The organism is Bdellovibrio sp. HCB185ZH, assembly GCF_047302455.1.
In the GTDB taxonomy this organism is placed as follows: domain Bacteria; phylum Bdellovibrionota; class Bdellovibrionia; order Bdellovibrionales; family Bdellovibrionaceae; genus Bdellovibrio.
On sequence record NZ_CP178624.1, the window covers coordinates 2,899,524 to 2,925,218 of the forward strand.

24 protein-coding genes are annotated in these 25,695 nt (G+C 46.6%); 8 read left to right on the plus strand and 16 right to left on the minus strand.

Annotated elements, in window-relative coordinates; translation table 11 throughout:
- The first annotated feature begins 95 nt into the window (after positions 1 to 95).
- On the plus strand, positions 96 to 1,211 hold the full coding sequence (locus ACLSU7_RS14185) for a hypothetical protein (RefSeq protein WP_413292550.1): 1,116 nt from the start codon (positions 96 to 98) through the stop codon (positions 1,209 to 1,211).
- 4 nt (positions 1,212 to 1,215) lie between these two features.
- On the opposite strand, the gene ACLSU7_RS14190 is transcribed toward ACLSU7_RS14185, so the two are convergent.
- The 3 genes from ACLSU7_RS14190 to ACLSU7_RS14200 are packed head-to-tail and all read right to left on the minus strand — an operon-like array spanning position 1,216 to position 4,279.
- A complete protein-coding gene (locus tag ACLSU7_RS14190; protein WP_413292551.1) occupies positions 1,216 to 1,776 on the minus strand; it encodes a hypothetical protein in 561 nt (186 codons plus the stop codon).
- 47 nt (positions 1,777 to 1,823) lie between these two features.
- Positions 1,824 to 3,296 carry a hypothetical protein gene (locus ACLSU7_RS14195; RefSeq protein ID WP_413292552.1) on the minus strand — a complete coding sequence of 491 codons (1,473 nt, stop codon included), beginning with the start codon at positions 3,294 to 3,296 and terminating at the stop codon, positions 1,824 to 1,826.
- A gap of 11 nt (positions 3,297 to 3,307) precedes the next feature.
- On the minus strand, positions 3,308 to 4,279 hold the full coding sequence (locus ACLSU7_RS14200; RefSeq protein ID WP_413292553.1) for an A/G-specific adenine glycosylase: 972 nt from the start codon (positions 4,277 to 4,279) through the stop codon (positions 3,308 to 3,310).
- A gap of 37 nt (positions 4,280 to 4,316) precedes the next feature.
- Between ACLSU7_RS14200 and speB the strand changes: the two genes are divergently transcribed.
- Entirely contained in the window at positions 4,317 to 5,249 is a 933-nt protein-coding gene (gene speB, locus ACLSU7_RS14205) for an agmatinase (protein ID WP_413292554.1), read from the plus strand.
- A gap of 86 nt (positions 5,250 to 5,335) precedes the next feature.
- On the opposite strand, the gene ACLSU7_RS14210 is transcribed toward speB, so the two are convergent.
- A complete protein-coding gene (locus tag ACLSU7_RS14210) occupies positions 5,336 to 5,551 on the minus strand; it encodes a hypothetical protein (RefSeq protein WP_413292555.1) in 216 nt (71 codons plus the stop codon).
- Between the two features lie 227 nt (positions 5,552 to 5,778).
- Here ACLSU7_RS14210 and ACLSU7_RS14215 point away from each other — a divergent pair, with 227 nt between their 5' ends.
- Positions 5,779 to 6,330 (plus strand): transposase, encoded by a 552-nt coding sequence (locus ACLSU7_RS14215; protein ID WP_413292556.1) that lies wholly within the window; start codon positions 5,779 to 5,781, stop codon positions 6,328 to 6,330.
- A gap of 228 nt (positions 6,331 to 6,558) precedes the next feature.
- Here the strand turns inward: ACLSU7_RS14215 and ACLSU7_RS14220 are convergent, their stop codons facing one another.
- The 5 genes from ACLSU7_RS14220 to ACLSU7_RS14240 form a co-directional block, all read right to left on the minus strand.
- Complete coding sequence (locus tag ACLSU7_RS14220; protein ID WP_413292557.1) at positions 6,559 to 8,778, minus strand: phospholipase D-like domain-containing protein; 2,220 nt, start codon at positions 8,776 to 8,778, stop codon at positions 6,559 to 6,561.
- A gap of 156 nt (positions 8,779 to 8,934) precedes the next feature.
- Positions 8,935 to 10,347 (minus strand): sigma-54-dependent transcriptional regulator, encoded by a 1,413-nt coding sequence (locus ACLSU7_RS14225; protein ID WP_413292558.1) that lies wholly within the window; start codon positions 10,345 to 10,347, stop codon positions 8,935 to 8,937.
- Between the two features lie 114 nt (positions 10,348 to 10,461).
- On the minus strand, positions 10,462 to 12,318 hold the full coding sequence (locus ACLSU7_RS14230; protein WP_413292559.1) for a histidine kinase dimerization/phospho-acceptor domain-containing protein: 1,857 nt from the start codon (positions 12,316 to 12,318) through the stop codon (positions 10,462 to 10,464).
- Positions 12,306 to 12,989 carry an HAD hydrolase-like protein gene (locus tag ACLSU7_RS14235; protein ID WP_413292560.1) on the minus strand — a complete coding sequence of 228 codons (684 nt, stop codon included), beginning with the start codon at positions 12,987 to 12,989 and terminating at the stop codon, positions 12,306 to 12,308. The genes ACLSU7_RS14230 and ACLSU7_RS14235 overlap by 13 nt, the downstream gene beginning before the upstream one ends.
- Entirely contained in the window at positions 12,990 to 13,685 is a 696-nt protein-coding gene (locus ACLSU7_RS14240) for a DUF2817 domain-containing protein (protein ID WP_413292561.1), read from the minus strand. It abuts the gene before it with no gap.
- A gap of 57 nt (positions 13,686 to 13,742) precedes the next feature.
- Between ACLSU7_RS14240 and glmU the strand changes: the two genes are divergently transcribed.
- Complete coding sequence (gene glmU / locus ACLSU7_RS14245) at positions 13,743 to 15,158, plus strand: bifunctional UDP-N-acetylglucosamine diphosphorylase/glucosamine-1-phosphate N-acetyltransferase GlmU (RefSeq protein WP_413292562.1); 1,416 nt, start codon at positions 13,743 to 13,745, stop codon at positions 15,156 to 15,158.
- 27 nt (positions 15,159 to 15,185) lie between these two features.
- Positions 15,186 to 17,072 (plus strand): glutamine--fructose-6-phosphate transaminase (isomerizing), encoded by a 1,887-nt coding sequence (gene glmS, locus ACLSU7_RS14250; protein WP_413292563.1) that lies wholly within the window; start codon positions 15,186 to 15,188, stop codon positions 17,070 to 17,072.
- Between the two features lie 17 nt (positions 17,073 to 17,089).
- On the opposite strand, the gene ACLSU7_RS14255 is transcribed toward glmS, so the two are convergent.
- Positions 17,090 to 17,656 (minus strand): hypothetical protein, encoded by a 567-nt coding sequence (locus ACLSU7_RS14255; protein ID WP_413292564.1) that lies wholly within the window; start codon positions 17,654 to 17,656, stop codon positions 17,090 to 17,092.
- Positions 17,657 to 17,700: 44 nt separating this feature from the next.
- Positions 17,701 to 19,077: a membrane-bound lytic murein transglycosylase MltF gene (gene mltF / locus ACLSU7_RS14260; RefSeq protein ID WP_413292565.1), complete on the minus strand. Its 1,377-nt coding sequence runs from the start codon at positions 19,075 to 19,077 to the stop codon at positions 17,701 to 17,703.
- Positions 19,078 to 19,321: 244 nt separating this feature from the next.
- Between mltF and ACLSU7_RS14265 the strand changes: the two genes are divergently transcribed.
- Positions 19,322 to 19,948, plus strand: coding sequence for a thymidine kinase (locus ACLSU7_RS14265; protein ID WP_413292566.1), 627 nt, complete (start codon positions 19,322 to 19,324; stop codon positions 19,946 to 19,948).
- Here the strand turns inward: ACLSU7_RS14265 and ACLSU7_RS14270 are convergent.
- The gene (locus tag ACLSU7_RS14270; protein ID WP_413292567.1) at positions 19,941 to 20,792 is read right to left on the minus strand and encodes a substrate-binding periplasmic protein; all 852 of its coding nucleotides are present in this window, start codon (positions 20,790 to 20,792) and stop codon (positions 19,941 to 19,943) included. The genes ACLSU7_RS14265 and ACLSU7_RS14270 overlap by 8 nt on opposite strands.
- Before the next feature lie 29 nt (positions 20,793 to 20,821).
- Between ACLSU7_RS14270 and ACLSU7_RS14275 the strand changes: the two genes are divergently transcribed.
- Complete coding sequence (locus ACLSU7_RS14275) at positions 20,822 to 21,274, plus strand: DUF4430 domain-containing protein (protein ID WP_413292568.1); 453 nt, start codon at positions 20,822 to 20,824, stop codon at positions 21,272 to 21,274.
- 3 nt (positions 21,275 to 21,277) lie between these two features.
- Here the strand turns inward: ACLSU7_RS14275 and ACLSU7_RS14280 are convergent, their stop codons facing one another.
- Together ACLSU7_RS14280 and trmFO are read right to left on the minus strand one after the other, a co-directional pair.
- On the minus strand, positions 21,278 to 22,060 hold the full coding sequence (locus ACLSU7_RS14280; RefSeq protein ID WP_413292569.1) for a substrate-binding periplasmic protein: 783 nt from the start codon (positions 22,058 to 22,060) through the stop codon (positions 21,278 to 21,280).
- A gap of 55 nt (positions 22,061 to 22,115) precedes the next feature.
- Positions 22,116 to 23,447, minus strand: coding sequence for a methylenetetrahydrofolate--tRNA-(uracil(54)-C(5))-methyltransferase (FADH(2)-oxidizing) TrmFO (gene trmFO, locus ACLSU7_RS14285; RefSeq protein ID WP_413292570.1), 1,332 nt, complete (start codon positions 23,445 to 23,447; stop codon positions 22,116 to 22,118).
- A 33-nt stretch (positions 23,448 to 23,480) separates the two neighbouring features.
- On the opposite strand from trmFO, the gene ACLSU7_RS14290 reads away from it, so the two are divergent.
- A complete protein-coding gene (locus ACLSU7_RS14290) occupies positions 23,481 to 23,888 on the plus strand; it encodes a DUF721 domain-containing protein (protein ID WP_142701604.1) in 408 nt (135 codons plus the stop codon).
- Here ACLSU7_RS14290 and ACLSU7_RS14295 read toward each other — a convergent pair.
- Together ACLSU7_RS14295 and ACLSU7_RS14300 are read right to left on the minus strand one after the other, a co-directional pair.
- Positions 23,885 to 24,802 (minus strand): trypsin-like serine protease, encoded by a 918-nt coding sequence (locus tag ACLSU7_RS14295; RefSeq protein WP_413292571.1) that lies wholly within the window; start codon positions 24,800 to 24,802, stop codon positions 23,885 to 23,887. The genes ACLSU7_RS14290 and ACLSU7_RS14295 overlap by 4 nt on opposite strands.
- Positions 24,799 to 25,641: a hypothetical protein gene (locus tag ACLSU7_RS14300; protein WP_413292572.1), complete on the minus strand. Its 843-nt coding sequence runs from the start codon at positions 25,639 to 25,641 to the stop codon at positions 24,799 to 24,801. The genes ACLSU7_RS14295 and ACLSU7_RS14300 overlap by 4 nt, the downstream gene beginning before the upstream one ends.
- Positions 25,642 to 25,695 lie beyond the last annotated feature (54 nt).

Sequence of the window (25,695 nt, forward strand, 5' to 3'; positions counted from 1 at the left end):
CTCAATTTGAGATCCCTATCTTCACCATAACGGTTTTTAGTCTGCACATCTCTTGCAAAATAAACTGCATTTATAAAGTGTAAATGGAGTCCCGTGTGAAGAAATTTGCCGTGCTGTTTTTCTTATTACATTTGGTTTGCTTTTCATTCGCGTTTGCGGCGGACGAACCGATCCTTAACGCCGATAAAATTTTTCTCGAAAAAAATTCTTCAGGTGTCACTGAGGTTTTCTTTCGATACCAGGCCATCGATTTAAAATTAGGTGAGCTGGAAATGGTTCCGAAAGGTACACGCTTGTACCATTGGGAAAAGGCCACGGATTCACAGATTAGTAGATGGAACTCTGAGGGAAAAATTTCTGAAGAACGTTTGAATGCACTTAAGAAGTTAAACGGAAATTCTGGTGGCGGCTTTTATGTTTCCTCTAGTCCATTGGACTCGATTAACTACGGAAGTACGGCAATTGTGGTTGAACTTCCTAAAGATATGATGCTGCTTAAGGTTACCAGCGACAATAAGATTCATTGGAATCCAACCCTGGCAGCTTTGCAGAGTAAAGGGATTTCAATGATCTCTGTTCGTCATACACCCACGTGGATAAACGTCATTGATGTTGAAACATTGTCTAAGATACATGTTGGTACTGCCGACGACTTCAAAGGTATTAAGATTTCAACTCCAGAACGACCATGGAGTTATAAAAAGTTTTTTAAATTATTTCCTGATTTGAAAAATGAAGAGAATTTAAAGAATCCGAGCGCCGAAATGGATGCCCTCTATAAAGCTATTCAGGTTCCTGGTGAAGAAGGCAGCAAAGCCCTGGAGTTCATTATTAGAAACGGTTCATCTAATATGGCAAAGGAGGTTGTTGATAAAGCCTCCGTGGAAAACTTCACTAAAGAGACGATCAAAGCGGCGATTATGCGAAACTTTTTTTCTTACAATTCGTTGTTTGAGAAACTCTCCTCAAATCCGGAAAAATATGGCTATGTCCTTTTAGAGGGCTTTAAAAATTCTCACACTGCGAGTGTAGCTTGGAGTTCAATGCGATCTACTCCTATGGATGTTTCGGAGAGAACTCGGATTCTACAGTTGGCACAGAAGGCACAAGGGACTGATTCGTTGCCTTATGTCGATATTTTGATACTGGAATATAAAGGTAAGCCTGGTCAGTGGCTGCCTCACCCGTTGTGCCAAGAAGTCTTTCAATAAAAAATTATTTTTTAAGAGACGGTTTCTCTTCGGGAGTCACCCAAGAGAACGTCTTGATGATTTGATTGCACTCTTTCAGTGATTTGCTGAACGAGTCTTTGTTATCCAAGCAAGTCATGATCGCCACTTTGTCTTCGTTTTTCAAAACGACTTGGCGGATCTGTTTGTTTTTGGATCTGGAAAGCATGTCCACGATCAATGCCGGGCTGCCATTCAAATTGAATTGTTTTGTCGCCAAAACTTCAAAGCCGTAGCTTGGGTAATCACGCATCCACTTGCGAGTGTAAAGCTCTAAGGAAGCGTTTTTGGAAACACGGTCTGTGCGCACACTTAGTGAAGCCGCATCAGGTGCTGACTTGTCAGCAAAGCGAACCGTATCGAGAAGGCTGTCTTCAGAAGTTGCGATGGGAAGCCACGTGCTGCCATCTGTTTTTACCGTAAAGCCCTTGTGCAGGAAATAAAGGCCCTGTTCCGGCGCCGTCAGTGCAGACGTGCTCGTCGCAGGATAAGGCGCTGCAAAGCTTGCCAGGGGACTTAATAAAAGAAGGGCTAACCACGTTCTCACCTTTTTAGGTTACCAAGGGTCATCTAGCCCAGCAAGAGCAAAGGTCTTTATTTCACGGGTGCAGGCGCGGGCGTCGCTGTTTCCGCAGAAACTGGACTCGTTGCAGGCGTTACCAAGGGCGGCGATGACGGCGCCATGTTTTGAGCTGATGGTGAATCAGCTGGAATGGGCGCTGCTTTAGTAGCATTTGAAGGTGCTGGAGACCTGGGGTTTGAGGTCGAAGGAGTGGCAGATTCATTACCTGGAGCGGTCGACGAAACTGCCGGAGTGGCAGTTTCTTTGTTTGCTGTTGAAGCGGGAGTTTGCGATGGAACAGGAATTTGTCCTGTTTCATTAGCTCCATCCGCGGGAGCCGGAATAATTTTTCTTTCGGGCAAAGGATTTGCTAGTTCCTGAACCGGTGCTGGCTTAGGAACCGGTTGGCGTTTCGCACGACGCGTAGGTTTAGCTGGGCCTGGTGCAACCACCGACGTTGTGGCAGCAGCCGAACTGTCGGTTGAATTTACTCCATTAGCAGGTTCAATTTTTGTCGCGTTCGGATCTGCCAAACAAGGTCCCATTTCATCGGGCAATGCGACGATGTAGATTTGTTTTTTATCCTGGAAGGTTCTGGTAAATGCCACACGTTCGTTAGATTCATTGGAAACCGCAGGATACATCAAAGAGTCGGTCCCTTTGAAAACCACCTGCGTGCATTTCGTTTCCAGATTATAGACTTCGATTTGGTTCTTCTTTTCGCCTTTTCTTAAAATGCTATAGAACAATCGGGCTGGAGGACGGGGAGCAAAGAATAAATCGCGATACTGTCCTTCATCGGATTTTAAAAGAGCCGTTTGTTTGGTGCGAATATCAACCAGCTGCAAACTTTGTTGCTTGGTTTCTAAATTTGTTTCGATAAATGCCACGCGGGATTTTTCAGGGGAAAGCGTCGGGGAGCGACGATCTTTTCCAGTCTCTGCCGCTAGCAATGACACGAAACCAGATTTCAAATCAGACTGGTAAATGCCCGTTACATCGCCTCGGCGAGAAGTGAAAATCACCGAAGGCTTCGTTGGGTGAGGCATCAAGAAAGCTTCGCCGTCATAACCCGGTTGATTTGTGACTCGCAAAATATCGGATCCGAAGCGGTCGCTCATGTAAACCTCAGCCGGAGGAAATTCCTTGCTGGGATTTCTATTTAGGAACGGGCTTTCTTTGATCTCATCCGTCGTACTGGAGTAAATCATTTCCATTTCGCTGATATAGCTTGGATCGAAAGCATCGCCATCCTGGTAAGTCACGCGACGTTCTTTGTTACGATTCAAATCAGTTTCATAAAGCTGCAGATTTTTTTGATGGCCGCGTCCACGACTGGCGTAAATCAGACGATTGCCGTTGGCAGAAAAGCGGGGGCGCTCGTTATCACCTTGAAAAGTGATTTGCTTGATATCTTTTTGAAGCAGAAAGTCCGTGGTCAAAAGATCTTTTGTTGGGCTGTGTGTGCATCCCATCAGGATGCTGCCCAAAATAAAGATCTTCATACACGTTTGCTTCATATTTCTACCTTGTGAAGTACTTTTTGTAACAGTGAGGAGGGATTGACCTTCTTCAGATTCTTCAACTCAACCCACTGGATGTTTCGGTCATTCACGCTCTTTCTTTGAGCGATTTTTATGAAGATATCATGATGTGTGATGTTGTGTTTAGCATCATAGTCTTTGGGCTTGTCATCATTTTGAGAAATCGTTCCTGGAAATATCATTTGCCCTTTAAGGAACGGAGCATAGTCATTCGCTATCAATGCGACTTTATTGTTCTTGATTGAAACAATCGGACTCCAGACCCAGACTTCACTCTGTTTTCGGGGCTTTTTCAGAGGTAATTTATCGACCATGTTTTTTTCGCGTGCAACACAATCCGTGGACCAAGGACACATCAAGCACATCACTTTTTGGGGAGTGCAGACTGTTGCTCCCAATTCCATCAGGCCCTGATTAACGGAGTCAGAATTTCCAAATGCAGAAAGTTTATCTGAAAGATCCTGCAATTGTTGGCGGGCTTTTCCATTCCACCACTCCAACTTCAAGCCATATTTGCGTGAAAGAACGCGGATGACGTTGCCATCAAGTACGCCGACTTTTTCGCCAAAGGCAATACTTGCAACGGCTCGAGATGTATAGGGTCCAAAACCAGGAAGCTCTAAAAGTTCTGCGGCCGTTTTTGGAAAACCATTTTCGGCGAGTGCTTTTGCCGCCTTATGAAGATTGCGTGCGCGAGAGTAGTAACCTAGACCAGCCCATGCTTCTAAAACGTCGTGTTCTGGAGCTGAGGCCAGGTCCTGAACAGTGGGGAAGGTTTTAAGAAATTTCTCGAAATAAGGGATCACTGCGACCACAGTGGTTTGCTGCAACATCACTTCAGAAAGCCAAATTCTGTAAGGGTCTTTATTTTCCCGCCATGGAAGAGCGCGGCGATTTTTTTTGTACCACTGAATCAATTGTTTTTGGTCGCGTTGATAGTCCATCGGCGGTAATGTAGTCTAGATAAATGAGGAGTCAATAATGGAATACAAACCTCTCAGCGGCCGTGAATTTCCCCGATTTTCTGCGATTAAAACCTTCTTCCGTTTGCCCTATGTGGCGATTGACGCGGACTATGAAGTCGGAATCTTTGGTATTCCTTATGACGGCGGCGTTTCCTATCGTCCCGGCGCTCGCTTCGCTCCGACAAAAGTGAGAGAGGTTTCAGCTCTGGGTCGTGGTTTCCACATGACTCGCATGGAAAATTTCTTCGAAAATTTGAAGGTCGCTGACATCGGCGATTGTCCGACGGTTCCAATTGACCAAGGTCAAACTTATGAACGTATCGAAAAATTCGTGGGGGAGTTGCTTCAACATAACAAGCGATTCGTTTCCGTCGGCGGAGACCACTCGACAACTCTTCCAGTTTTGCGTGCTTTAAGAAAAAAATACGGTAAGCCCCTGGCGTTCATCCATTTCGATGCGCATTTGGACACCTATCCAGCAGCATGGGGTTGTGAATACCATCATGGAGCTTTTGCTCGTCACGCCGTCGAAGAAGGTTTAGTGGATCCAAAAAAAATGGTGCAAATCGGAATCCGCGGCCCCTTGGCAGCAGGTGGAGATTTAGATTTCGTGAATAAACATGGCATCCGCGTGATCACTGTCGACGAAGTCAGAAATCAAAACATCAATGATTTCTTAAAAACGTTGCCAGTATTTGACGACACTCCAACATATATCAGTTACGACATCGACAACTTGGATCCAAGCTGCGCACCAGGCACGGGAACACCAGTCCCAGGCGGATTGACAACATACGAAGTGCAACGAATCTTCCGCGCCTTCAAAATTCCAAACCTGGTAGGCTGTGACGTAGTAGAAATCTCGCCCCCCTTCGACCACGGCGACATCACGGCGCTAGCAGGCATGGACGCGATGTTCGAAATGCTCCACCTGTTTAAAGCAAAATAGTTTCCCCGCGCAAACCTCAGCACCGCTGGGGTTTTGTTTTTTCTTTCGACGACTCCCATCGGTCAAGCCTCCGTCTCGGCGCGTAGTTACTCGCTCCTCGCTCGCGTTCCTTCGGATTCCCTTCGGTGCCCTCTTCCGCTGCTCTTTCTCTCTCTCTCTCTCTCTCTCTCTCTCTCTTTCTCTTTCTCTTTCTCTTTCTCTTTCTCTTTCTCTTTCTCTCTTCTCTCTTCTCTCTTCTCTCTTCTCTCTTCTCTCTTCTCTCTTCTCTCTTCTCCTGATAAGTGCTGCAAAATTACACGCACGCACCAGGATTTCCAAAACCATCAAGCGTTGGGGGTATCGGTCATCTCGCATTGATCAATCAATCAATCATTCATTCGTTCGTTCCGCTCCGAGATCGCTGTTTCCAAACTTCGGACTCAATTTCCCTGAATTCAAAATCTACCTACCTACGTGCACGCTCCAAACTTGCAATACCACCAGTCATTCGGGGGTATCGGTCAACTCGGTATTTCCAGGGAGATCACAAGTGAAACAACAAACCTTTTCTCAGCTCAATACCCATTGGCGATTTCGTTACTGTCATGGCGGGACGTTAAGAAGATCTTCGAAAGGGCGGGGTGCTCGTCCTCTGTCGTCCAAAGATCCGATCCATTTGGTTTTTAAAATCAATAAAGCTGCCGTCCGGTCCGGGCTGCGAAGTCCCCGCAGCTTTAATTTATTACGCGTTCTTTTGAAAAAGTATTCGCGGAAATTTTTCGTCCGTGTCGAGCAATTTTCTATACAGACTGACCACATCCATCTTTTAGTGCGTGGTAGTCGGCGGTCTTCGATGCAAAGTTTTTTGCGAGTGGTGGCGGGGCAGTTTGCTCAGTGCTTGACCGATACCTTCCATCAGAAAAATGAGGGCGAGAAAGTTTGGAAGCATCGTCCGTTTTCGCGTGTGATCAAAGGTTACAAACCTTATCGAATTGTCAGGGATTATATTCAACTAAACGAAGCAGAGGCGTGGGGGCGGCCGTATTCCAAAACTCGATTGCGGGGATTGTCGGAGGAGCAGTTGCGGGAACTATGGGCATGATATACGCGTGACCGATACCCCCCCAAGGCAGAAGATGGAGATGGGGGTAGGTATGCCGATATCCGGTTGGAGTTATTCAGCGGTCGCTGTGTGTGGTGATTGAGATTGATGACCGATACCCGTTGGTGGAGAGGAGGTGAGTATTGATGCATGCGCTGAATGACCGATACCCCCTCCCGGAATTGGTGGAGGATCATTATCGAACTTATTATAGGTGGGAAGAAAGCATTAAAAGTACGAGTCGGCCCAGTCGATGAGTTGGCCGCTGATCCAGCCGATTTTTTCTTCGAGGGTTATGAGGCGGCTGCGGTTTAGGTAGCTGAAGAATTCTTTGCGCAGATTAGTCGCTGTGGCCTCGTGGAGGATCAGAACGCCGCTTTCGGTGTCGTGGATGAAGCTTCGGCGATTCAGGTTCACGCTGCTGATGAAGCTTAGTTTGCCGTCGATGACTAGAATCTTGGCGTGCATAATGGAGTTGGATTCGGTCCACTCATAAATCATGACGTTTTTCAGGTGGCGGTTGACGCCTTCTTTGTTCACTTCTTCGGCGATTTGCGGAGTGCCATCCCCCGCTAAATGAATACGCGTGACCACTTTCACGGCAACTCCGCGAGCGTGCGCACGATCCAAGGCCGCACTGATTGCCACAGACGGGCGGAAGTACGGCGTTGTTAACAATAATTCTTTTTGAGCGGAATCGATCATTTCGATGTAAAAACGTTCGAGCTGATATCCATCAAAATACGGAAGAGACATCACATGTCGAACCAACGGCTTCTTCGCAGGCAATGGGTTTAAGCGATTCACCAAATCAGTCCCGCCAACAACCGGGATGTTCACGTTCGTCGAACGGAAACGTTGAGTAGAGGGCTCGCGATTCCAGAAGTTCAACATTTGTGCCAGAGTGTGTTTAACGATTTCGGTGCCGCGCAGTTCGACTTCAAAGTCGTTGTAGTAAATGTAGGGCTCTTCGCCATCGCCATAATTCTTCAAATTCTTATAAGCGCGATAAAACGGAGTTTCCGGAAAAATATAAGAATCGCGAATATTGCGACCACCCGTGATCAAGAAATTCGCAGAAGGCTGACGGAAAGAATATCCCAAAAGCAACTTCGTGTGATTCACGCGATGCAAGCGATCGAACCACGTGCCATCCCCATCATCAGTGACAGAATATTTATAATACTGAACCTTCACATTTGGAAGGTCACGCATCAACCACGAAACGATTTCGCGGTCCTTTTTAGTCATAGTCACCTGCGGAACCAAGATGCGCACTTGCGTGCCCTTCTCCGCGTGATAACGAATCGCACGAGCTGTGACCATTCCGGAAAAATCGGCTGAGAAATTCAAAGAGGAAACCCACAAGATATCAAATTGCGGAGCTTTAGAAAAACTCAAAGGAGCCATCGGATTCTTGGCATCGAATTCACGACGCTCCAAAGTAGAACCCGTTAAAGAAATCACCCGACGGTTCATCGCCACATACGGATCACGCAAATTTGTATAAGAATCAAAAGTCTCGGGACATGTGTTGAAGTTAAAATCCTGCATCCAAAAGAACCCTTCAGGATTTTTGCCGAAACCATTCGCCACCTGGGGGCAAACATCAATCTGCTGAGTGAGTTTCATCCATTCCGGTGAAACCTCGCGCAGACTTGCCAGCGGAAAACCATTCGTCCAGCCTGATGCTTTTTCCGGATCAAAGTAACGGAACTGGCACTGGGACACGTTCGAAGTAAACCTCACTGAAACATTCTGCGTATTCTCATTCGCATAATACCAATTAAATTCATAAACCCGCGTGCGCTCGGAAGATAACCAGAAATACTTAGGCGGAGCAATAATATCCCCATCGCATTCCAAGCGAGCTTTCAAATAGCGCTTATTGATGCGATCGTCTTTGTCTTTCGCAAACACGCCATTCTCGGTCTTCATTTCATTCTTAAAGCGCAGTGAATACTCAGCGAAAAAACGGTGTTCCAAAGGAAACGGATTCAAAGCCTTACCATTTAAACGAAATTCTTCCAGATCACGAATACTGATGATTTCCTCTTTAGCAAACAAAGGACGGCGGAAAGAACTTTGGAACCAAGGACCGATACCCGTCCAATCGCGGGCTTCGAATTTAAAAGCCAAAGCGTCTCGCAACGACTGACGTTCATTCTGCAAGCGCATAATCTCCGAACGAATCTTGGGATCAGAAATTTTGGAAAGATCAAACAGGGGAGCATTGGATGTCATGACTCTGGACGGCGCCACCTGAAAAAGTTTTTGGCTATAGCGCCAATCATTATTCCAGTATTGAGAAAGCTCCAGATCAATTTCCTGGATACGCACGATGCGATCTTCATCCGTCACAATCGAACTTGGCAACCGCTGCGCGCTGGTGCACGAAAGCAATCCCAAGGCCGTTGAAATGATGAATGAAATCAGAAAAAATCGCATCAAATTCTAATCGGTTTTTGAAAAGGAAAGTGAAGTTCTATCACTCGGCAAAGGTCGGGTTTCCAGGCAAAATTTGATTACAAAAAAGCGGCGAAGGTTTTCTTCGCCGCTAGAGTATCTCGGAATGAGATTGGAAATCAGAAATTGTAGCGCAAATTAGAAATTTGCGGGATTAATATCGTTCGGGGGAGTCAGACCTTTCTTTTTGATCTTCTCCACCAGCGTTGTGCGGTTCAGTCTTAACAAAGCCGCCGCTTGATTACGATTCCAGCCCGTTTTTTCCAAAGCTTTCAAGATCAGGTTGTTCTCGAAGTTATCGACTGCCGTGTTGAAGTCCATCCCGCTGTCAGGAATTTCCATCTGGCTCGCATCCAAAGAAGCGACGGGCTTCATGGATTTGTATTTCACGGGAAGATCATTCATCTCAACTGTGCCTTGGCCTTTTAGGATCGTCATGCGCTCAACCAGATTTTCAAGCTCACGAATATTTCCTGGCCATGGGTAATTCCCCAAAGCATCCAAAGCGTCCGCCGCAATACCTGTCAAACCGCGACCTTTGTTTTTATTAAAGATCTCCATGAAATGGTTTAACAACAAAGGAATATCACTTTTACGTTCGCGCAAAGCTGGAACGTGGATGGGAATAACATTCAAGCGATAGTAAAGATCTTCACGGAACTTTCCTTGTTCGACAGCTTCTTCCAAGTGGATATTTGTTGCGGCAATCACTCGAACATTGACCGATACCGTTTTCGTCGAACCCACCGGCTCAAAGCTGCGTTCTTGCAAAGCACGCAACAGTTTCACTTGCAAAGAAGGTTCAAGGTCACCGATTTCATCCAGGAAGATCGTTCCACCGTCAGCCATTTCAAAACGACCGATGCGGTTGGCGATGGCACCTGTGAAGGCACCTTTCATGTGGCCGAACAATTCACTTTCCAAAAGTTCCGAAGGAATCGCACCACAGTTGATTGGAATAAAAGGACCTTGGGCGCGAGGGGAGTTGTAGTGAATCGCACGAGCGATCAACTCTTTACCCGTACCTGACTCGCCCGTTACCAAAACAGTTGAGTCAGAATCAGCAACACGTTCGATCAAACGCAAAACATTTTGAATGGGTTCAGAAGAACCTACGATCTGATCAAATTTGTATTTCTTGTTTAATTCAGAACGAAGCTGTTGGTTTTCTTGCTGAAGTTTTTTATGAGTCAGAGCTTTTTCGATCAAGCTCATCAGCTCTTCAAGATTGAAAGGCTTGGTCACAAAGTGGAAGGCGCCTTTTTGTGTCGCGCGGATCGCAGACTCAATAGTCGCGTGACCTGTCAGGATAATCACTTCACAAGCAGGGTTCAAAGCTTTGAGGTAAGTCATGAACTCGATGCCATCTCCGTCTGGGAGATTCAAATCAACGATCGCCAAATCAATAGGAGTGTCTCCTTGAGAAAGGGCTTTCGCTTCTTCGATTTTATTGGCAGTGATGACATTCAAACCTTTTCTGTCGAGCACTCTGAACAGAGCGGTACGCAGAGAGGACTCATCATCCAGAATGAGAACACGTTGTGAACGCATGAACCTTCCTTCCATGGTGGGTTCTTGAGAGACGGCCGACGTGCATGTCAGCCTTGATAAAAGGATATGGTATTTTTGACGGGCCTGTCAAAAAATCCGCGCCCAGTGGGCGTTTCAGGACCTTAAAACTAGACGGTTGAAGGAAATTTTTGCCACATTTTCCTGGCCTGGACCGGTGTAAAATTCGAGGTCGGCCTCGTGATCGCGAAGGATCTGTGCGGCAACAGGAACACCTAAACCTATGGGAAGACTTGGATTTTTCTCGGGAGTCCCATTGTCTTTGATTAAAATTGTAGCAACGTCTTCACTGGACCCGATCTCAATATCGAGGGAAGCTCGGAAACCTTTCACCTGGCGGCTGCGGTCTGTCAGATGGTCAATGGCATTTTGAAAAACGTTTTTCAAAGCCTGGGCCAAAAGATTCAAATGACCTTTTACCAAAATATCTTGAGCTGGAAAGTGCAAACGCACTTCGATGCCCTGAGATTTCGTTTGTAGTTCAACAATCTTGAAAGCCCGTTGGGACACATCTTTCAGGCTGACGTCACCTTCTTGATCCGAAATTGGATTGCGAGTGAAACCTAAAAGATTTTGTACGATCTCTTTGCAGCGCTGAACTCCGGCTTCCATCTCTAGGATGTCTGGATAAAGCGGATGATCTCCTGGCATGTCCATTTTAATCAATTGAGTGAAAGACAAAATTCCACCCAACGGATTGTTCAATTCATGCGCAATCGATGAGCCAATCGTTCCAAGCTCTGCCATTTTAGCAGACTCAAGAATCTGCTTTTCCATTTTCATCTGGTGAGTAACATCATGATAGAGATTTACAAATACGGCGGGCTTATCGCTATCCAAAATCAGACTTTGACTGAAGACATCGAAACTGCGAGGGGACGCATCGTTGGAGCGCACGCGGAAATTGCGACCGCGTTGGCAACCCGGGCAGATTTCTTCGCGGTTGTATAACAAAGCATAGCACTTGCGAGTGTTCTGCGGATGCTCGCGTTCTTTCAAACGCTCTTCCGCCGCTTTGTTGGATTGAATGATGTCGTAGTTTTGATCAATCAACACCACGGGATCCGACATCGAGTTGAATGTCGCCTCCCACTGTTCTTTCATCGATTCGGATTCTTTTAATTTCTGAATGCGATCCAAAGCCAAGGCAACAGCCTCTGCCACACGAGTCAGAAAATCGCTTTCTTCCTTATTAAACGGATGATCAGGCGCGCGCAGGAAAAATACGGACCCAATGCGATCATGCTGTTTAAACAGTGGCACCTGTAACTGCGTAAAACTTAATTGCGCCGTCACCTGACTGGAAAACTGCTCGTCTTGCGGGGAAAAGAAAATACGAATCCACGATGTCTGCACAGTGGTCGCTAAGGATTCATTCAAGAGCTGTTCGATCTCTGCAACCGAACTTGCCTGATGAACCGCCATCAACGCCACTTTAAATCCCTCGATACGGGAGTTGGTCAAATACAATTTGCGGCGAGCTTCGGTAAGGAACTTGGTTCTTTTCTGAACCCGCTCTTCCAATTCAATTTGCAGACGCTTTAATTTTTCCGTCTGCTCGCGAATCAGCACTGCCAAGTTTTCATCCTGTTTGCGCTGATTGGCTTCCTCAAGTGCTGTGAACAAATGAGTTTCCAAATCTGTGTCATTAAAACTGTGCATCACACGAATGAACGAATACTCCTCGTGCAGACGACTGAGTTGATTCGCAGAAAAGTCCGGCGGCACAACTGCAATGAATTGGGTCGCCGGGCTGTTCTGTTTGATTTCCTGATAAAATTCGTTAAAGCGTTTGCCTAAAATCACCGTCACCGAAACGGCAACGACGTTGTAGGTGGAATCTTGAATCCAATGCCATGCCTGTTGCAAATCGGTGGCGATGTGAGCCCCCAGCTCTTGCAAGCGCGAGTCCCACGGACCGATCAGCAGGAAGCTCGCCTTTAAAGTCCGCATACGGTGATCAGATCCTTGTGCTGAGTGATGGTAAAATCAGGATGGTCTTCGGGGAAAACCGGGACTTCGCCAATGTGTTCACCATGGGCAAAGTAACAGGTTCTGGCTCCCACGCGTTTTCCATCGCGAATCTCGCTGGAAAGACGGTTGCCGATACTGATCAGCTCTTCGGGGCTGTGACCTTCGCGAGCGAGGATGTCCTGGAATGCCGATTCCTTTTTCTCGCCGATAAAACCATTTAGGATGTAAATCTTTTTAAAAAACTTTTCGACACCCAAAGCTTTGATCTTGCGAACCTGGGCTTCGTAAGAGCCCATTGTCACCAGATAAAGATTGTATTGTTCTTTCAGGTGTAAAAGATTTTCAGTGGCTCCCGCCAACAATGGCAGGACCGGGGGAACCTCGGGATTATAAAACATCTCCAAGGCATCATGTACGGCCTTGCCAGGTGTATTGGTTCCATATTGATTGACGATTTTTGTGAAAATTTCCGTGTGAGAAAGATTCGCAGCCAGTTGCTCGCGGATGCGCATGCACTCTTCCAAAGAAATGCAGACCCCCGCCGCGATCATCGCCTCGCATGCGCGCTGAGATGCCATCGGCACTAGCAAGCCCGAAGTGTCTAACAGAGTGTCATCCAAATCGAATGCGATGGACTTGATCATGGTCATTTAAAAACCTTTTCCAGTAAGAAGCATTTCCAAACCTGTTTTGAAGTGAGGCCATACCTTGTTGAGGTCTTCTCCGCTCAGTTCTTCGATACAGACAACTGGCGTTTTTTTATCGATCCAACCGTATTGGCCCAGACTTCCCGGAGTGGGATATCCAATATCCTCACGGTGCTCATATCCCGTGCCGGTTGCCAAAATCTCGGCGGCCTTTTTGCCCGGTTCGCCGGTATAGACAACGCAAGGCTCCCACGAGTGAAAGTGTACTATGAGATGTGGCTTTTCGTCCTCAATGAGTTTTACCAAAGCCCGAACTTCCGGCTCACTCCCGGGCGAAGGGCCGGGATAGTATCGGGGAGCTTTAGCGTCAGGGCTCCAATCGCTGCTGGGAAAATTGCGGTTCAGGTCGACGCCCGCGCCATTAGTTCTCTGGTTTTGAGAGGAACCATCAGGATTGATATTGGGAATAAGAATCCAAGGGCGAATTTTCTCGCTTTGGGTTTTCTCGTTTTCCTGAAGCCATTGCAATAGATCCTGAGCCAGGCGAACTCCCTCGGGTTCGTCGCCATGGACGCCGCCGACAAAGAGGATAGGGCGTTCTGAAAAGTCACTCAAGCTGTGTGATTTTTTATACAGCTCTATGTTTTTTCCCGATGCAGACTTTGCCCAAGAAGATTGGTGAAAAATTTGGTGTTGCATGCGATAATTAAGCCTGTTTTTTTAACGGAAGAAAAGCATTTAAAAGGAAGTTTCTGAATGTCAGGAAATGCCACGAATAATAACGCCGACAAATTGACTGTGATCGCCCTGGCCGCTGGTAAGGGGACACGTATGAAATCCCCACTCCCTAAAGTTCTTCACCCGGTGGCGGGTCGTCCGATGATCGAAAAAGTTATTCAAGCCTCTAAAGGGGCGGGCGCAACCGAAGTGCGCGTGATCGTGGGTCATGGGCAAAACCTGGTGCGCCAGGTGGTGGAGCCGATGGGTGTGTCTTGTTATGCCCAGGACGAGCAGTTGGGAACAGCCCATGCAGTTCGCTGTGCAAAACCTGAAACGATTGAAGGCGACGTTGTCATCATGAATGGTGACCATCCTTTGATCGAGGCTACTGACGTTAAAGAATTCCTGCGCATTTTCCGCGATGAGAAATGTGACTTGGCGGTGGTGACGGCGGAACTGAAAAATCCTGCTGAATTCGGTCGTATCGTGCGCAACCGTGGCGACTTGGTGGCGATCGTTGAGGCGAAAGACGCTTCTGCGGAAACTTTGAAAATTCGCGAGATCAATACTGGCATCTATATCGCTAAAGCTTCCGTGCTTGCGGAATACTTGCCACAGATCAAAAACAACAATTCTAAAAAAGAATTTTACATCACAGACCTGATTTCTTTGTGCATTCAAGACAAAATGAAAGTTCAAGCGATCAAATCCACTCCGAAAGTGGCTGTGGGAGTGAACAACCAGGTGGAGTTAGCGAAAGCGACTCGCTTGCTTTTCAAAAGAAAAGCTTTGCGTTTGATGGAAGAAGGCGTGTTGATGATCGATCCACGCACGACCTACATCGAAGAAAGTGTGCAAATCGGTGCGGGCACAGTCGTTTATCCAAACGTGTTCATCCGTGGCCGTACAAAAATTGGTTCTTTCAGCGTGATCGAATCCAATTCCTTTATCTCTGATACCGAAATCGGTGACAGCGTTCAGGTGCGCGGCGGGACATATTTGGAAAGCTCAAAACTTCATAACAAAGTATCCGTGGGTCCTTACGCTCGTTTGCGTCCTGAAACTGAAATCTTTGAAGAAGCTCATGTGGGCAATTTCGTGGAAATGAAAAAAACCAAATTCGGTAAAAAGTCCAAAGCGGGTCATCTGACTTACTTGGGCGATGCAGAAATTGGTGAAGAAGTGAACGTTGGTTGCGGAACTATAACTTGCAACTACGCTGCAGATAAAAAGAAATATAAGACCAAAATTGGTGATCGTGTGTTCGTGGGCAGTGATACGCAGTTCGTGGCTCCGATTGAAATCGGGAACGACGCGGTGATTGGCTCTGGTTCTACAATCACTAAAAATGTTCCGGCGAATGCTTTGGCAGTCGCGCGTGGCAAGCAGTTTACGAAAGAAAACTACGTAGTGAAAGCTGCGGAAGTCGCTACGGAAACTGAAAATAAGTAATTAGATCTGAAAGTTAATAGGTGAGTTATGTGCGGAATCGTTGGTTATCTTGGACCTCAAAGTCCTAAAGACATCATTATCAGTGGTTTAAAAAAACTTGAATACCGCGGCTATGACAGCGCGGGTATTGCGATCTTGGATAAGGGCACAACAAAACGTGTGCGCGCTCAGGGAAAGCTAAAAAACCTTGAAGAAAAACTTGTCGGCGAAAAGTTTGATGGACACTTGGGTATTGGCCACACTCGTTGGGCGACCCATGGGAAACCTTCAGAGCGCAACGCCCATCCTCACCAAGTGCGTGGCATCAACCTGGTTCATAACGGTATCATCGAAAACTACCTTGATATTCGCGAAGAACTTTTGGCTCAGGGTGCAGAGATTACGTCAGACACCGATTCTGAGTTGGTGGCGCATTTGATCGCTAATGAAATTGAAATCACGAAAGACTTGTACAAGGCCGTTGAAAGCACTTTGACAAAACTTCGTGGCGCTTTCTCGATCCTGGTGATGTGGGACAAAGAACCCGATCACTTGATCGCCTTTAAAGACGGTCCACCCTTGGTTGTGGGCTTGGGTAAAGACGAAGTTTTCGTAGCTTCGGATGTTCAGGCGTTGATTCAGTACACAAAAACTTTCGTGTACCTGGATGACCGCGAGATCGCAAATATCAAAGGCAACAAAGTCGAGTTCTTCTCTGCGAACGGTTTCCCGATCCAAAAGAAATCAGTTGAGCTGAACTGGAATCCTGAGATGGTCGAAAAACAAGGCTATGCTCATTACATGTTGAAAGAAATCTACGAGCAACCACGCGCTGTGGCTGCGGCGATTGAACCCCACGTCAACACCGAAGCCTTTACAGTGGCTTTGAAAAACGTCGGATTCGGTGGTCAATCTGTTCAAAAATTGGAAGAGCTGGATGCAAAAACAGACTGGGCAAAAACTCAGGAAGTTTTCAAAGGTATCGACCGCGTATTTATCATCGCTTGCGGAACGAGTTTCTATGCGGGTCTTGTGGGTAAATACTTGATCGAACAATTGGCGCGCATTCCGGTTGAAGTGGACGTAGCCAGTGAGTTCCGTTACCGCAATCCGGTGATCCCACCAAAAACTCTGGTGATGACGATTTCTCAATCGGGCGAGACGGCAGATACATTGGCCGCAATCCGCATGTCTAAAGAAGCGGGCGCAACGACAATGAGCATCTGTAACGTGCGCAATTCTACAATCGATCGTGAAGCTCACGGTCACTTGTACATGAATTCCGGTCCTGAGATCGGCGTCGCTTCGACGAAAGCCTTCACTTCGACACTTGCGGTCTTGAACTGCGTGGCGGTGGCAATGTCTCGCAGCCGTGGCGTGATGGAAGCGAAAGAAGAAAAAGAACTTGTTCAAAGCTTGCTAGCGACTCCGGCGCAAATGGAAAGTGTCCTGGCTTACGATAAATACTTCGACGAAGCGGCCACTAAACTGAAACTATTCCGTGGTTTCTTGTACATGGGTCGTGGCACAAGCTATCCCATTGCGATGGAAGGTGCTTTGAAATTGAAGGAACTGGCTTACATGCACGCTGAAGGCTATGCTGCCGGTGAAATGAAGCATGGTCCTTTGGCGTTGATCGACGAGCGCATGGCAATCGTGATGGTGGCTCCAACAGACCACTGGTACGAAAAAACCATCAGCAACCTTGAGGAAGCCCGTGCCCGTGGTGGTAAAATCATCTCTATCGGTACAGGTGAAAACGAAAAACTTCGTGGTATCAGTGAATACTATTTGGCAATGCCGAAAGCTCACTGGTCAACAAATACGATTTTGTCAGTGATCCCATTGCAGCTGATGAGCTATCACTTGGCATCAAGCCTGGGTTACGACGTGGATCAACCACGCAACCTTGCGAAGTCCGTGACAGTTGAATAGTTTTAAAAAATGAAATTTTAATGCCCAAAACCCGTGATGACCTCACGGGTTTTTTTATGGTGTGTGGGTGCGAGAAAGTTATTGCGAGGGGCATCTCGTCCCGAACCTGCGCGGCGAAGAGCGGCTAGCACCAGGCAAAATCCTAAAAAGTTCGTCGCAAAGTGAAAGTTCATAAAATACGCCCACTCTTCACGCAGACCATAGATTTCGCTGCTAATCACTCGATTTTCGGCAAAGGAACGCAGAATGAAATTGATGCGGTAGTGGCCAAGATAAGAGAGAAAAATTTCCTGTAGCACACAGAGGAACGCTCCCAGTACAAAATAAAAATCCACCATGCGATAGCGACGAAGCCAAATCAGAAGCCAAGCGCCGGTGGACATCGCCATCACCAAATAGAGATATAGAACATTGTTATCGAAGGCTTCGCGATCGTAGCGAAAGAATTCCAGAAATGTTGAAGGAGGCAGTTCTTTCAGAGTGGGCCCGAATGTCAAAGCAAAGAAAGATGTGAATCCCGCAAACAAACCTGTGGAGAGCACAGCCATAAAGATGATGAATTTGCGGAGAAGAGATTTGATCATTTCAAGAAACCTTAACAAGATTTCTTGAAAAGAGAGAGCGAATTTTAGCCTGCAGACATTAAGCTATAGAAAGACTTCACGCGCTCAACGAACTCAACAGTTTCGTACCCACGAGCGTAACCGTATTCCAATTTTTCGGTGTAATCAGGATCCGCGAGCAACGGCAAAATCTCTTTCATGTGGCGCCAAGAGTAAGGATCGCGTCCCATGCTCTCCGCTAATTTCTGGGCATCACGAAGATGGGCGTAGCCCACATTGTATGCTGCCAAAGCCAATGCCATGCGGTCTTTCGAGTTCAAAGTGCGGGGCATTTTATCCAAAAGGTATTTCAAATATTTCGAACCGCCCCAAATGCTTTGCAGAGGATCCGTGCGATCATCGATACCCACATGATCTGCCGTATCCGTCGTCAATTGCATCAATCCGCGAACTCCGGTGAAACTGCGAGCGTCTGGATTCCAATGAGATTCTTGATAAGCGACAGAGGCAATCAGCTGCCAAGGAAGACCGTGCTCATGTCCTGCATCTTTAAAAGCTTGGCGGTATGTCGGCAAAATAACATCGATGTTTTGAAAAAAGCGCGTAATATCGGCTTTATCCAATTGATTCAAAGTCGTTTTATAGCGGTCCATGATGCGCATCACGCTGTCTTCACGACTGGCAGATTGATACCAAGCCTGCATCAAGCGAGCGAGATCCTGACTGTCAGGACTTAAAAGCCAACTTAAAGAGTAGGAGTCTGTTAACGATGTGATTTTCTCGATGTTTTTATGGAAGCGCACATAGAAATCGCCGCTGACATTTTCAGAAATCACGCAGTCGAATTTTTTCTCGTTCAGTTGGGAAAGCAAGTCTTGGGTGCGGATGTTTTCCAACAATTCAATTTTAGTTGTCGGAGTCAGCTGAGTCAGGCGTTGAGAGAAGCCTTTGTAGTTGTCTTTTTTAAGAAGGGCGACGCTTTTTCCGCGAAGATCTTGAATATTGCTGATCTGGGATTTGCGTTGGCAGTAAAGGCTTAGGGTCGTGTCTTCGTAGGCTGGGCCCGTTAAAAAGCCTGAGCGATTCTCAGGAGTTCGGATGCGAGCTGCCGCCACATCACCGTGGCCTTTGGAAAGAGCTCGTAAAATAGCGCTTTCATCTTTCATCACCACAAACTTTACTTTCAGGTGATAGTGGTTGGCGAAGTTTTGGATCAGATCGTGGTCGATTCCGCTCGCTTCACCTTTTTTACGCTGACTATATATAAGAGGACTTTGCGTGGTCAGGACTGTGATCTCGCCCTGCTTTTGGACTTTGTCCAAACTTTCCTGTTCGTCCCAGTAAATAGCATCGCAACCGTTCATGATGAACGTCATCGCTGCTAGTCCCGTTACCACGCAGAACTGTTTGAATTTCTGTCTAAATCTTAAATTCCCACCCATAGTGTTCGGGGTGAGTAACTTATGGCGCGCTGCTTGCGCAAGCAATAAGCAGCCGAATTGGGGTTTTAAATGTGAAAGATTGCCGTTTTTGGCTCGATTTCAGAAAATTATTCAATATCCCCAAGCCCTTGATGCGAGCGGGAAACAAAGCTTTAATCCCTCAGTTTCTTAATGCAATGCAATCATTTGACACTGTTTCGCCCCCATCCGATGCTTTGAGCGGTTCATTTTGAGGGGATGTTTCGTGTCTGAATTTTCATATGTGGTGACCCGCGGTTGGATTGAAGTGATTGTCGGCTCTATGTTTAGCGGGAAAACGGAAGAGCTTATCCGTCGTTTGCGTCGTGCTGAATTCGCGCGCCTTCAAGTTCAGGTCTTCAAACCCGTGATCGACAAACGCTATAACGAAATGGCCGTGACCTCTCATAATTTTACAACAATGGATTCCCAACCCATCGAAGATGCGGAAATGATCTGGGATCACCTAAAGCCTGAAACGAAAGTTGTGGGCATTGATGAAGGTCAGTTCTTTTCTGGAAATCTGGTTCAGGTCGCTCAAGATCTGGCCGAGCGCGGATTGCGCGTCATCATTGCAGGTCTGGATACCGACTGGCAGGCAAAACCTTTTGAACCGATGCCGACTTTGATGGCGATCGCTGAAAACGTAACGAAGCAACATGCCGTCTGTGTGGTTTGTGGAGCTCCGGCTTGCCGCACTCAAAGAACTGCGGGTGGCGATGGCCAAGTGCAAGTGGGCACTCACGAAGCTTACGAAGCTCGTTGCCGTTCTCACTTTAAACCTGTGGTTGATTTGCCGACGTTGGATTTCAAACTTCGTCGTACAGAAGAAACAGCCGAAGCTTCTATTTAGGAAGCCGCTGGTATTTTTCGACGATTTTATTCAAAGTTCCGTCCTTAGCTATCTCCGCCAGGGCTTTTTCTATTAAAGCGATGCCTGCTTGAATTCCCTTTCGAGGGACGTAGTAGGCACCGCTATCAAAGACATTTTCTTTATCTTCAACCAACGTGAGTCCGGGGTGGTCTCCGAGGTAATAATTGATCAACGTTCCTTGGGAAGCAAAGACGGCATTTTCTGTTTCTTTTAATTTTTTAAAACACTGTGGAAGATTCGGCATCGTAATCAATCGTTTCTGATTCTCAAGTTGAGTGGCTTCCTCTTGCTTAAAGAAAATCAGACTGCCTGGTTGGATGATAAATTTGAATTTGGGATTGTTCATCAGCTCCTGCACCGTCGGGGGAGTAGGTGGTGGAGTTTTTAAATTTACCAGAAATTTTCTGACCGAGGGCCGTAGCAAGATGAATTTGGCGTACTTATCGTAGGTGATGTTTCGCGAATCCAAGAGTGCCAGATCTATCGTAGAATACTTTAAACTGTGCGCGGTCCGAGACCGATTCATAGATGTGACAGTGAACTCGCATCCCGTGCGTTTTTTCAGTTCCTCAATAATATCAATGGTGATTCCCCGTGGTTTTCCACCGGCATCTGGGGGGAAATAGAGAGGAGGAGATTCATTAACAGATGTTCTAAAATTGACTCCACAAGAAGGCCGCTCGGCCCAGGCTGAGGTGTTCAAGAATAGAATGGAGATAAGGAGGCCTGCCGCCGCTGTCCACATGAAATTATTGTACCGAGGGATCTCTGGCTTATTCAATTTTTTGCAAGTCGGGTGTGTATGGGCACAGTTTCCTTGCATCCAAGACTCTGTCGGTTTACTCAGTCCCTATGAAAAACATATTCGCTCTTTTATTGGTCTCGCTTCCTTTGTCATCTTACGCCATCACGTGGAAAGTTATCGGAGCTTGTTCTGAAACTCCGCTTTACCAAGGCACTGCCACGGCAGATTTGAGTAAATCCGTGGGCGCTAACACGATTCAAATCTTTGATGCCAACAAAGTGCAATATTACGGCGTTGAAGAAGGCATTAGCTCTGTGAATGATTCCCCGGTGGGATTGGATGCGGTTGAGGTTGTTTCCGACACTTTGATGCGTGCTTACGGCTGGTGCTATTCGGTGAATGGCAAAGTGCCATTGGCGATGCCCCACAAAGTTTCTTTCACGTCCCAAAATGATGAGTTGGTTTGGTTCTATGGTTACTCCACAAACAAAAACAACCAATGGTTGGATATGTGTGTTCCAGGAACAAATATCAAGCCAGATCAATTCTGCAAAAAATAGTTTCTATTTCAGTCGGGAAGCGGGTTTTTTATAATTCGTATAGGATTTTGTAATTCGCTCCCAGGTTCCGTCTTTCACCATCTCCTGAATCGCTTGCGAGATGGCTTCCAGATCTTTCGAGCGATCCTTGGTGCGATTATAAATCCCGATTTCAAATGATGATTCAGTGTCTGGAATTCGCGTGTAGTTCTGTGAGAGGGGCACCGTTTTTTTAAAGTACTCATGCACGAATTCGTTTTGTACAACCGCTGCATGGGGAGTTCGGTTCAACAATTGATACGCAGCTTGCAAAGACGGTGCTGTTTTAAACCGGTCGGCCTTCGTTAAAGTTTCTACTTCTGCGGTGGTAAAAAAATAGGCCGCTGCTGGTAAAATAATGAAATGAATCTTGGGATCATTTAAGACATCACGAAAGGTTTTGTGATTTTCCTTATTTATTAGCAGCGCTTCTCGCTGCACTTTTTGAATGGGAATAAACTGCGCGTATTCATCAAAAACCGGATTTTTAATGGTTACCACGACCAGATCAATTCGATAGGATTTTATTTCAGATAGCAATCGAGAGCGATTCAAGGGCACTGCTGTAAACTTGCAGGTCGTGCGTTTTGCCAGCTCTTCCACGGTGTCGAAACTGACTCCCGTAAATTTTTTGCTGTTTTCTTCCTGAAAGTACAGGGGCTCAGATTCATTGACCGCCACTCGATATGAACCCTGACACGGAAGTGCCATTGTGGGTTGCGCGAGTAAAAAAAGAGAAAGGAAAGCCCCGAAAAAGATCATAGACATATTTTGCCCTGAGCTGGGGAAGGCTCCCAGCTGTCTTTAGGCAATGAGGCTCTGGCTATGAATGAGCTTGAACCCATTCTTTAGCAGCATGGCGAGCGATTTCGATTTGTTTCTTTTTACGAATCTCTTTGTCGCGTTCTTTTTCAGCCAGTGGAGGCAACAATGCGAAATTAATATTCGTGGGTTGGAAATGCTCCGCACGGGATTCATCTGTGATCGCTTCCAATAAGGAACCGAAAGCAGAAGCTCTTGGTGGAGGATTGAAGGTTTGATCTTTCAGTTTTTGATTGATGAATCGAGACACCATCAAGCCCACACAAGTGGATTCAAAATAACCTTCAACACCCGTGATTTGTCCTGCAAAGAACAACCAAGGATCGTTTTTGCTGGAAAGATCTTTGTTCAGACGTTTTGGAGAGTTGATGAAAAGGTTTCTGTGAATAGAACCCAATTTCAAGAACTCCGCATTTTCCAAACCAGGAATCATGCGGAAAACGCGCACTTGATCGGCGTAAGCCATGCGTGTCTGAAAGCCCACCATATTGTAAGCCGTGCCCTCTTTGTTGTCTTGGCGAAGTTGCACCACAGCCCAGGGATAGCGATTGGTGCGTGGGTCATCTAAGCCAATCGGTTTCATCGGACCAAAGCGTAAAGTCTGAGGTCCGCGCTCCACCATCACTTCAATCGGCATGCAGCCTTCAAAGAATTCTGTTTTTTCGAAATCTTTAGGTTCAATTTTGCGTGCATCCGTCACGGCCTGGATGAAGTTATTGTATTCTTCTTTATTCATCGGGCAGTTGTAATAGTCATTAGTGCCTTTGCCCCAGCGGTCTGCCTTCCACGCGATTTCAGTGTTGATGGATTCCGCATCGATGATCGGTGCAATGGCATCAAAGAAATACAAAAACTCATCACCAAAATGTTTGCGGAGATCTTCGGCCAATTCATCGTGAGTCAAAGGACCCGTGGCAATCACCGCAGGACGGGGAACGTCGTTCAAAGACTTGATCACGTCATTGCGGATTTCGATGTTTGGATGGCTTTTTACTTTATCTGTGACCATCTGAGAGAAGATCTCGCGGTCCATGCCCAAAGCCTGTCCTGCAGGGACAGCGGATTCCTTAGCGATTTTTAGGATGTGGGAGTTATTTAATTCAGCTTCCCATTTCAATTGGCCGGGGGCAGAAATTTCGTTCAAAGTCCCGAAAGAGTTAGAGCAAACCAGTTCCGCGAATTTGTGGGTTTTGTGCGCCGGTGTCATGGTTTTATCGCGCATTTCGCACAGAACGACCTTATAACCCATATCAGCAAGCTGCAATGCGCACTCAGAGCCTGCGAGCCCCGCGCCAACGACGGTAATTTTTTGATTCAGCGTGAAATTGGTCATCTTTTGGGAAATCCTTTGCTAACTTGGGGGCGAATGAATTCAAACGATCCAAGCCACCCTAAAAATAAAAAGCGCAAGCTCACTCTAGGATCCGAAGTCCTACAGAGTCTTTTTGAAAATGGCAAGTCACCATTGTCAGAACAGTTCATGCGCTGGAAATTATGGGCAAAATGGGAAGAGGTCGTGGGTCCTACTATTGCAAAAAATGCAGAGCCCGTGGGATTCCAAAGAGGCGTTTTGTATGTCTGGGTCCGAAATTCCTCATGGATGCAGCAGATGATCTTTTTGAAGGATCAGATCCGCGACACCATCAACGAGAAATTCGAGAATAACTTTGTTCGCTATATCAAGTTCACCCTGGATCGCCGTGAAGTTCCTCAAGACGATCAAACGGGTATTCGCGAGATGATTCAAAGACTCGCGCCGGACTCGGAAGATTAGTCTATTCCCGTTTGATCGGTGTTCGAAGCCGTAGAGGCCACAGGTGCTTCAATCGCTTCGATTTCTGCCATTAACTCTTTGGTAGTGCCTTCAATCCAGGTTTTAAATTTCACCAGATTTACGTAAGCACCACGGAAACTGCACACCGGAGTTTCTCCAGATTCTTTTTGTTGCTCGGGAAAAACTGTCTTGGATGCGACACCCATCACATAGTATTTGCCGTCCACTTGAAACATACCGGGACCACCGGAGTCGCCTTGGCAAAAACCCTTGCCTTGGGATTGGTCGACCAGGAATTTGCTGTCAGAAAATTCATAACCAGAAATTTTCAGTAATACGACACGTAACACACCCAAGCCATCTTTAACTTCTTCGCCCGTAGTTTCGGTATCCTTGCCGTAGCCTGCAGAAATCAGATCCAACTTTTTCAAATCGATTTCCATATTAGGATTTGGGATCTGTACAGTCATCGTGTCTACTGGAAGTTCGTCTTTCAAAACCGCCAGTGCCAGGTCCGCAAAGGAATCTGTTTTATAATCATCAATGATCACTGTCTTAACGACGGGGATCGTCGTTGTAATGGCTCCCTGCATGATTTCAACATAGCTCGGATTTTCACCGTTAATACAGTGAGCAGCGGTCAAAATCACTCGACGAGTTAAAGCCGATGCAGAACATTGTGTGACGGCCACTTTGTGACTGCCGGTTTTGCTGTCCAAAGGTTCCACTAAAGATTTAAAAGAAAAAACCAGTTTGGAGATTTCGCTCCCGGATTTGGCTTCGTGACCACCAATGATGGTGTCATCAACCTGGGTTTTCACGTTGGGATTTGCGACGGACTGGTTGTTATGAAAACCACCCTCTTGGCAAGCCGCCAGGGACAATAAACTCAGAAGGAAAAGAAATATTCTCATGCGGATTTTCCTTTCACTAATTTTAGCTCTTCCAATATGCGAATCCAAAGGTCATCGAAAATGTTATCGTGCTTTTCGTTAAAAAAGTCGTCGCCCTTATCCCATAACACAGCGATCACGACCGCCAAAGCAACGCGGCTATAGTTACGATTAAAGATGGTGTAAGCGCGCATGATTTCCTGCTTTGAATGGTACTTTTCTAAAATCTCACGACCTTCTTTGGATTCCAGGCCACGCAATAAAAGCACATTCATGTCATCCGTTTTAATTTTTGAAAAAACATCGGGAAGTAAGATTGGCAAACGGCCTTTGGTGAGGCCATAGATCGCAAGACCTGCAGAAGCCGTGTTGGTAATGCCCGCGCGATTAATGAATATCAACTTGGTTAATAAGTTCGAGCTATCCAATAAAATTCCGTTCTCGCGGAAATAAGCGATCAGACCATCGCGCGTGACCTTTTCAGCCATCTGACGAGTCAGGGCTTTAAAAGTCCGTTCGCGGGGGGAAAGATTCAGATAGTCTTTGGCTCGGTACAGAGGACCGTCTTGTCTCGAGTAAACTTTTTCGACCAGCAATGCGATGTCGTGGGCGGAGAGGCCTTCTTTGTCGCTAAAGAGTCTAAGGGATTTGGTTAAGGCGCGCTCGAAAGCCTCGTCATAGTAGGGAGCACGCTCGTCGCGGGCCGTGTTTGCGAAGACTTGTTCACATGCTACCACCTGAGCCTGGGCTGACAGCGACGTCACCAGAGGGATTATCAATGCCATAACCAAACGCAGGCCTGTGTCTAATTTTAAGACACTATGACGGCGGGCGCGGCCTGTCTGGTTTCTAATGGGCATATATTCCTCCTGGGAGCCTTGGGGTCACGACAAGAGGTAAGAATGCAAAAAGAG

Bases quoted from the DNA above. Each gene is read 5' to 3' on its own strand.
- ACLSU7_RS14225 (WP_413292558.1), bottom strand. From the start codon at position 10,347: ATGCGTTCACAACGTGTTCTCATTCTGGATGATGAGTCCTCTCTGCGT.
- glmS (WP_413292563.1), top strand. From the start codon at position 15,186: ATGTGCGGAATCGTTGGTTATCTTGGACCTCAAAGTCCTAAAGACATC.
- ACLSU7_RS14295 (WP_413292571.1), bottom strand. From the start codon at position 24,802: ATGAGAATATTTCTTTTCCTTCTGAGTTTATTGTCCCTGGCGGCTTGC.
- glmU (WP_413292562.1), top strand. From the start codon at position 13,743: ATGTCAGGAAATGCCACGAATAATAACGCCGACAAATTGACTGTGATC.
- ACLSU7_RS14300 (WP_413292572.1), bottom strand. From the start codon at position 25,641: ATGCCCATTAGAAACCAGACAGGCCGCGCCCGCCGTCATAGTGTCTTA.
- ACLSU7_RS14290 (WP_142701604.1), top strand. From the start codon at position 23,481: ATGAATTCAAACGATCCAAGCCACCCTAAAAATAAAAAGCGCAAGCTC.
- ACLSU7_RS14280 (WP_413292569.1), bottom strand. From the start codon at position 22,060: ATGTCTATGATCTTTTTCGGGGCTTTCCTTTCTCTTTTTTTACTCGCG.
- mltF (WP_413292565.1), bottom strand. From the start codon at position 19,077: ATGGGTGGGAATTTAAGATTTAGACAGAAATTCAAACAGTTCTGCGTG.
- trmFO (WP_413292570.1), bottom strand. From the start codon at position 23,447: ATGACCAATTTCACGCTGAATCAAAAAATTACCGTCGTTGGCGCGGGG.
- ACLSU7_RS14230 (WP_413292559.1), bottom strand. From the start codon at position 12,318: ATGCGGACTTTAAAGGCGAGCTTCCTGCTGATCGGTCCGTGGGACTCG.
- ACLSU7_RS14275 (WP_413292568.1), top strand. From the start codon at position 20,822: ATGAAAAACATATTCGCTCTTTTATTGGTCTCGCTTCCTTTGTCATCT.
- ACLSU7_RS14195 (WP_413292552.1), bottom strand. From the start codon at position 3,296: ATGAAGATCTTTATTTTGGGCAGCATCCTGATGGGATGCACACACAGC.
- ACLSU7_RS14240 (WP_413292561.1), bottom strand. From the start codon at position 13,685: ATGCAACACCAAATTTTTCACCAATCTTCTTGGGCAAAGTCTGCATCG.
- speB (WP_413292554.1), top strand. From the start codon at position 4,317: ATGGAATACAAACCTCTCAGCGGCCGTGAATTTCCCCGATTTTCTGCG.
- ACLSU7_RS14220 (WP_413292557.1), bottom strand. From the start codon at position 8,778: ATGCGATTTTTTCTGATTTCATTCATCATTTCAACGGCCTTGGGATTG.
- ACLSU7_RS14200 (WP_413292553.1), bottom strand. From the start codon at position 4,279: ATGGACTATCAACGCGACCAAAAACAATTGATTCAGTGGTACAAAAAA.
- ACLSU7_RS14255 (WP_413292564.1), bottom strand. From the start codon at position 17,656: ATGATCAAATCTCTTCTCCGCAAATTCATCATCTTTATGGCTGTGCTC.
- ACLSU7_RS14235 (WP_413292560.1), bottom strand. From the start codon at position 12,989: ATGACCATGATCAAGTCCATCGCATTCGATTTGGATGACACTCTGTTA.
- ACLSU7_RS14270 (WP_413292567.1), bottom strand. From the start codon at position 20,792: ATGCAAGGAAACTGTGCCCATACACACCCGACTTGCAAAAAATTGAAT.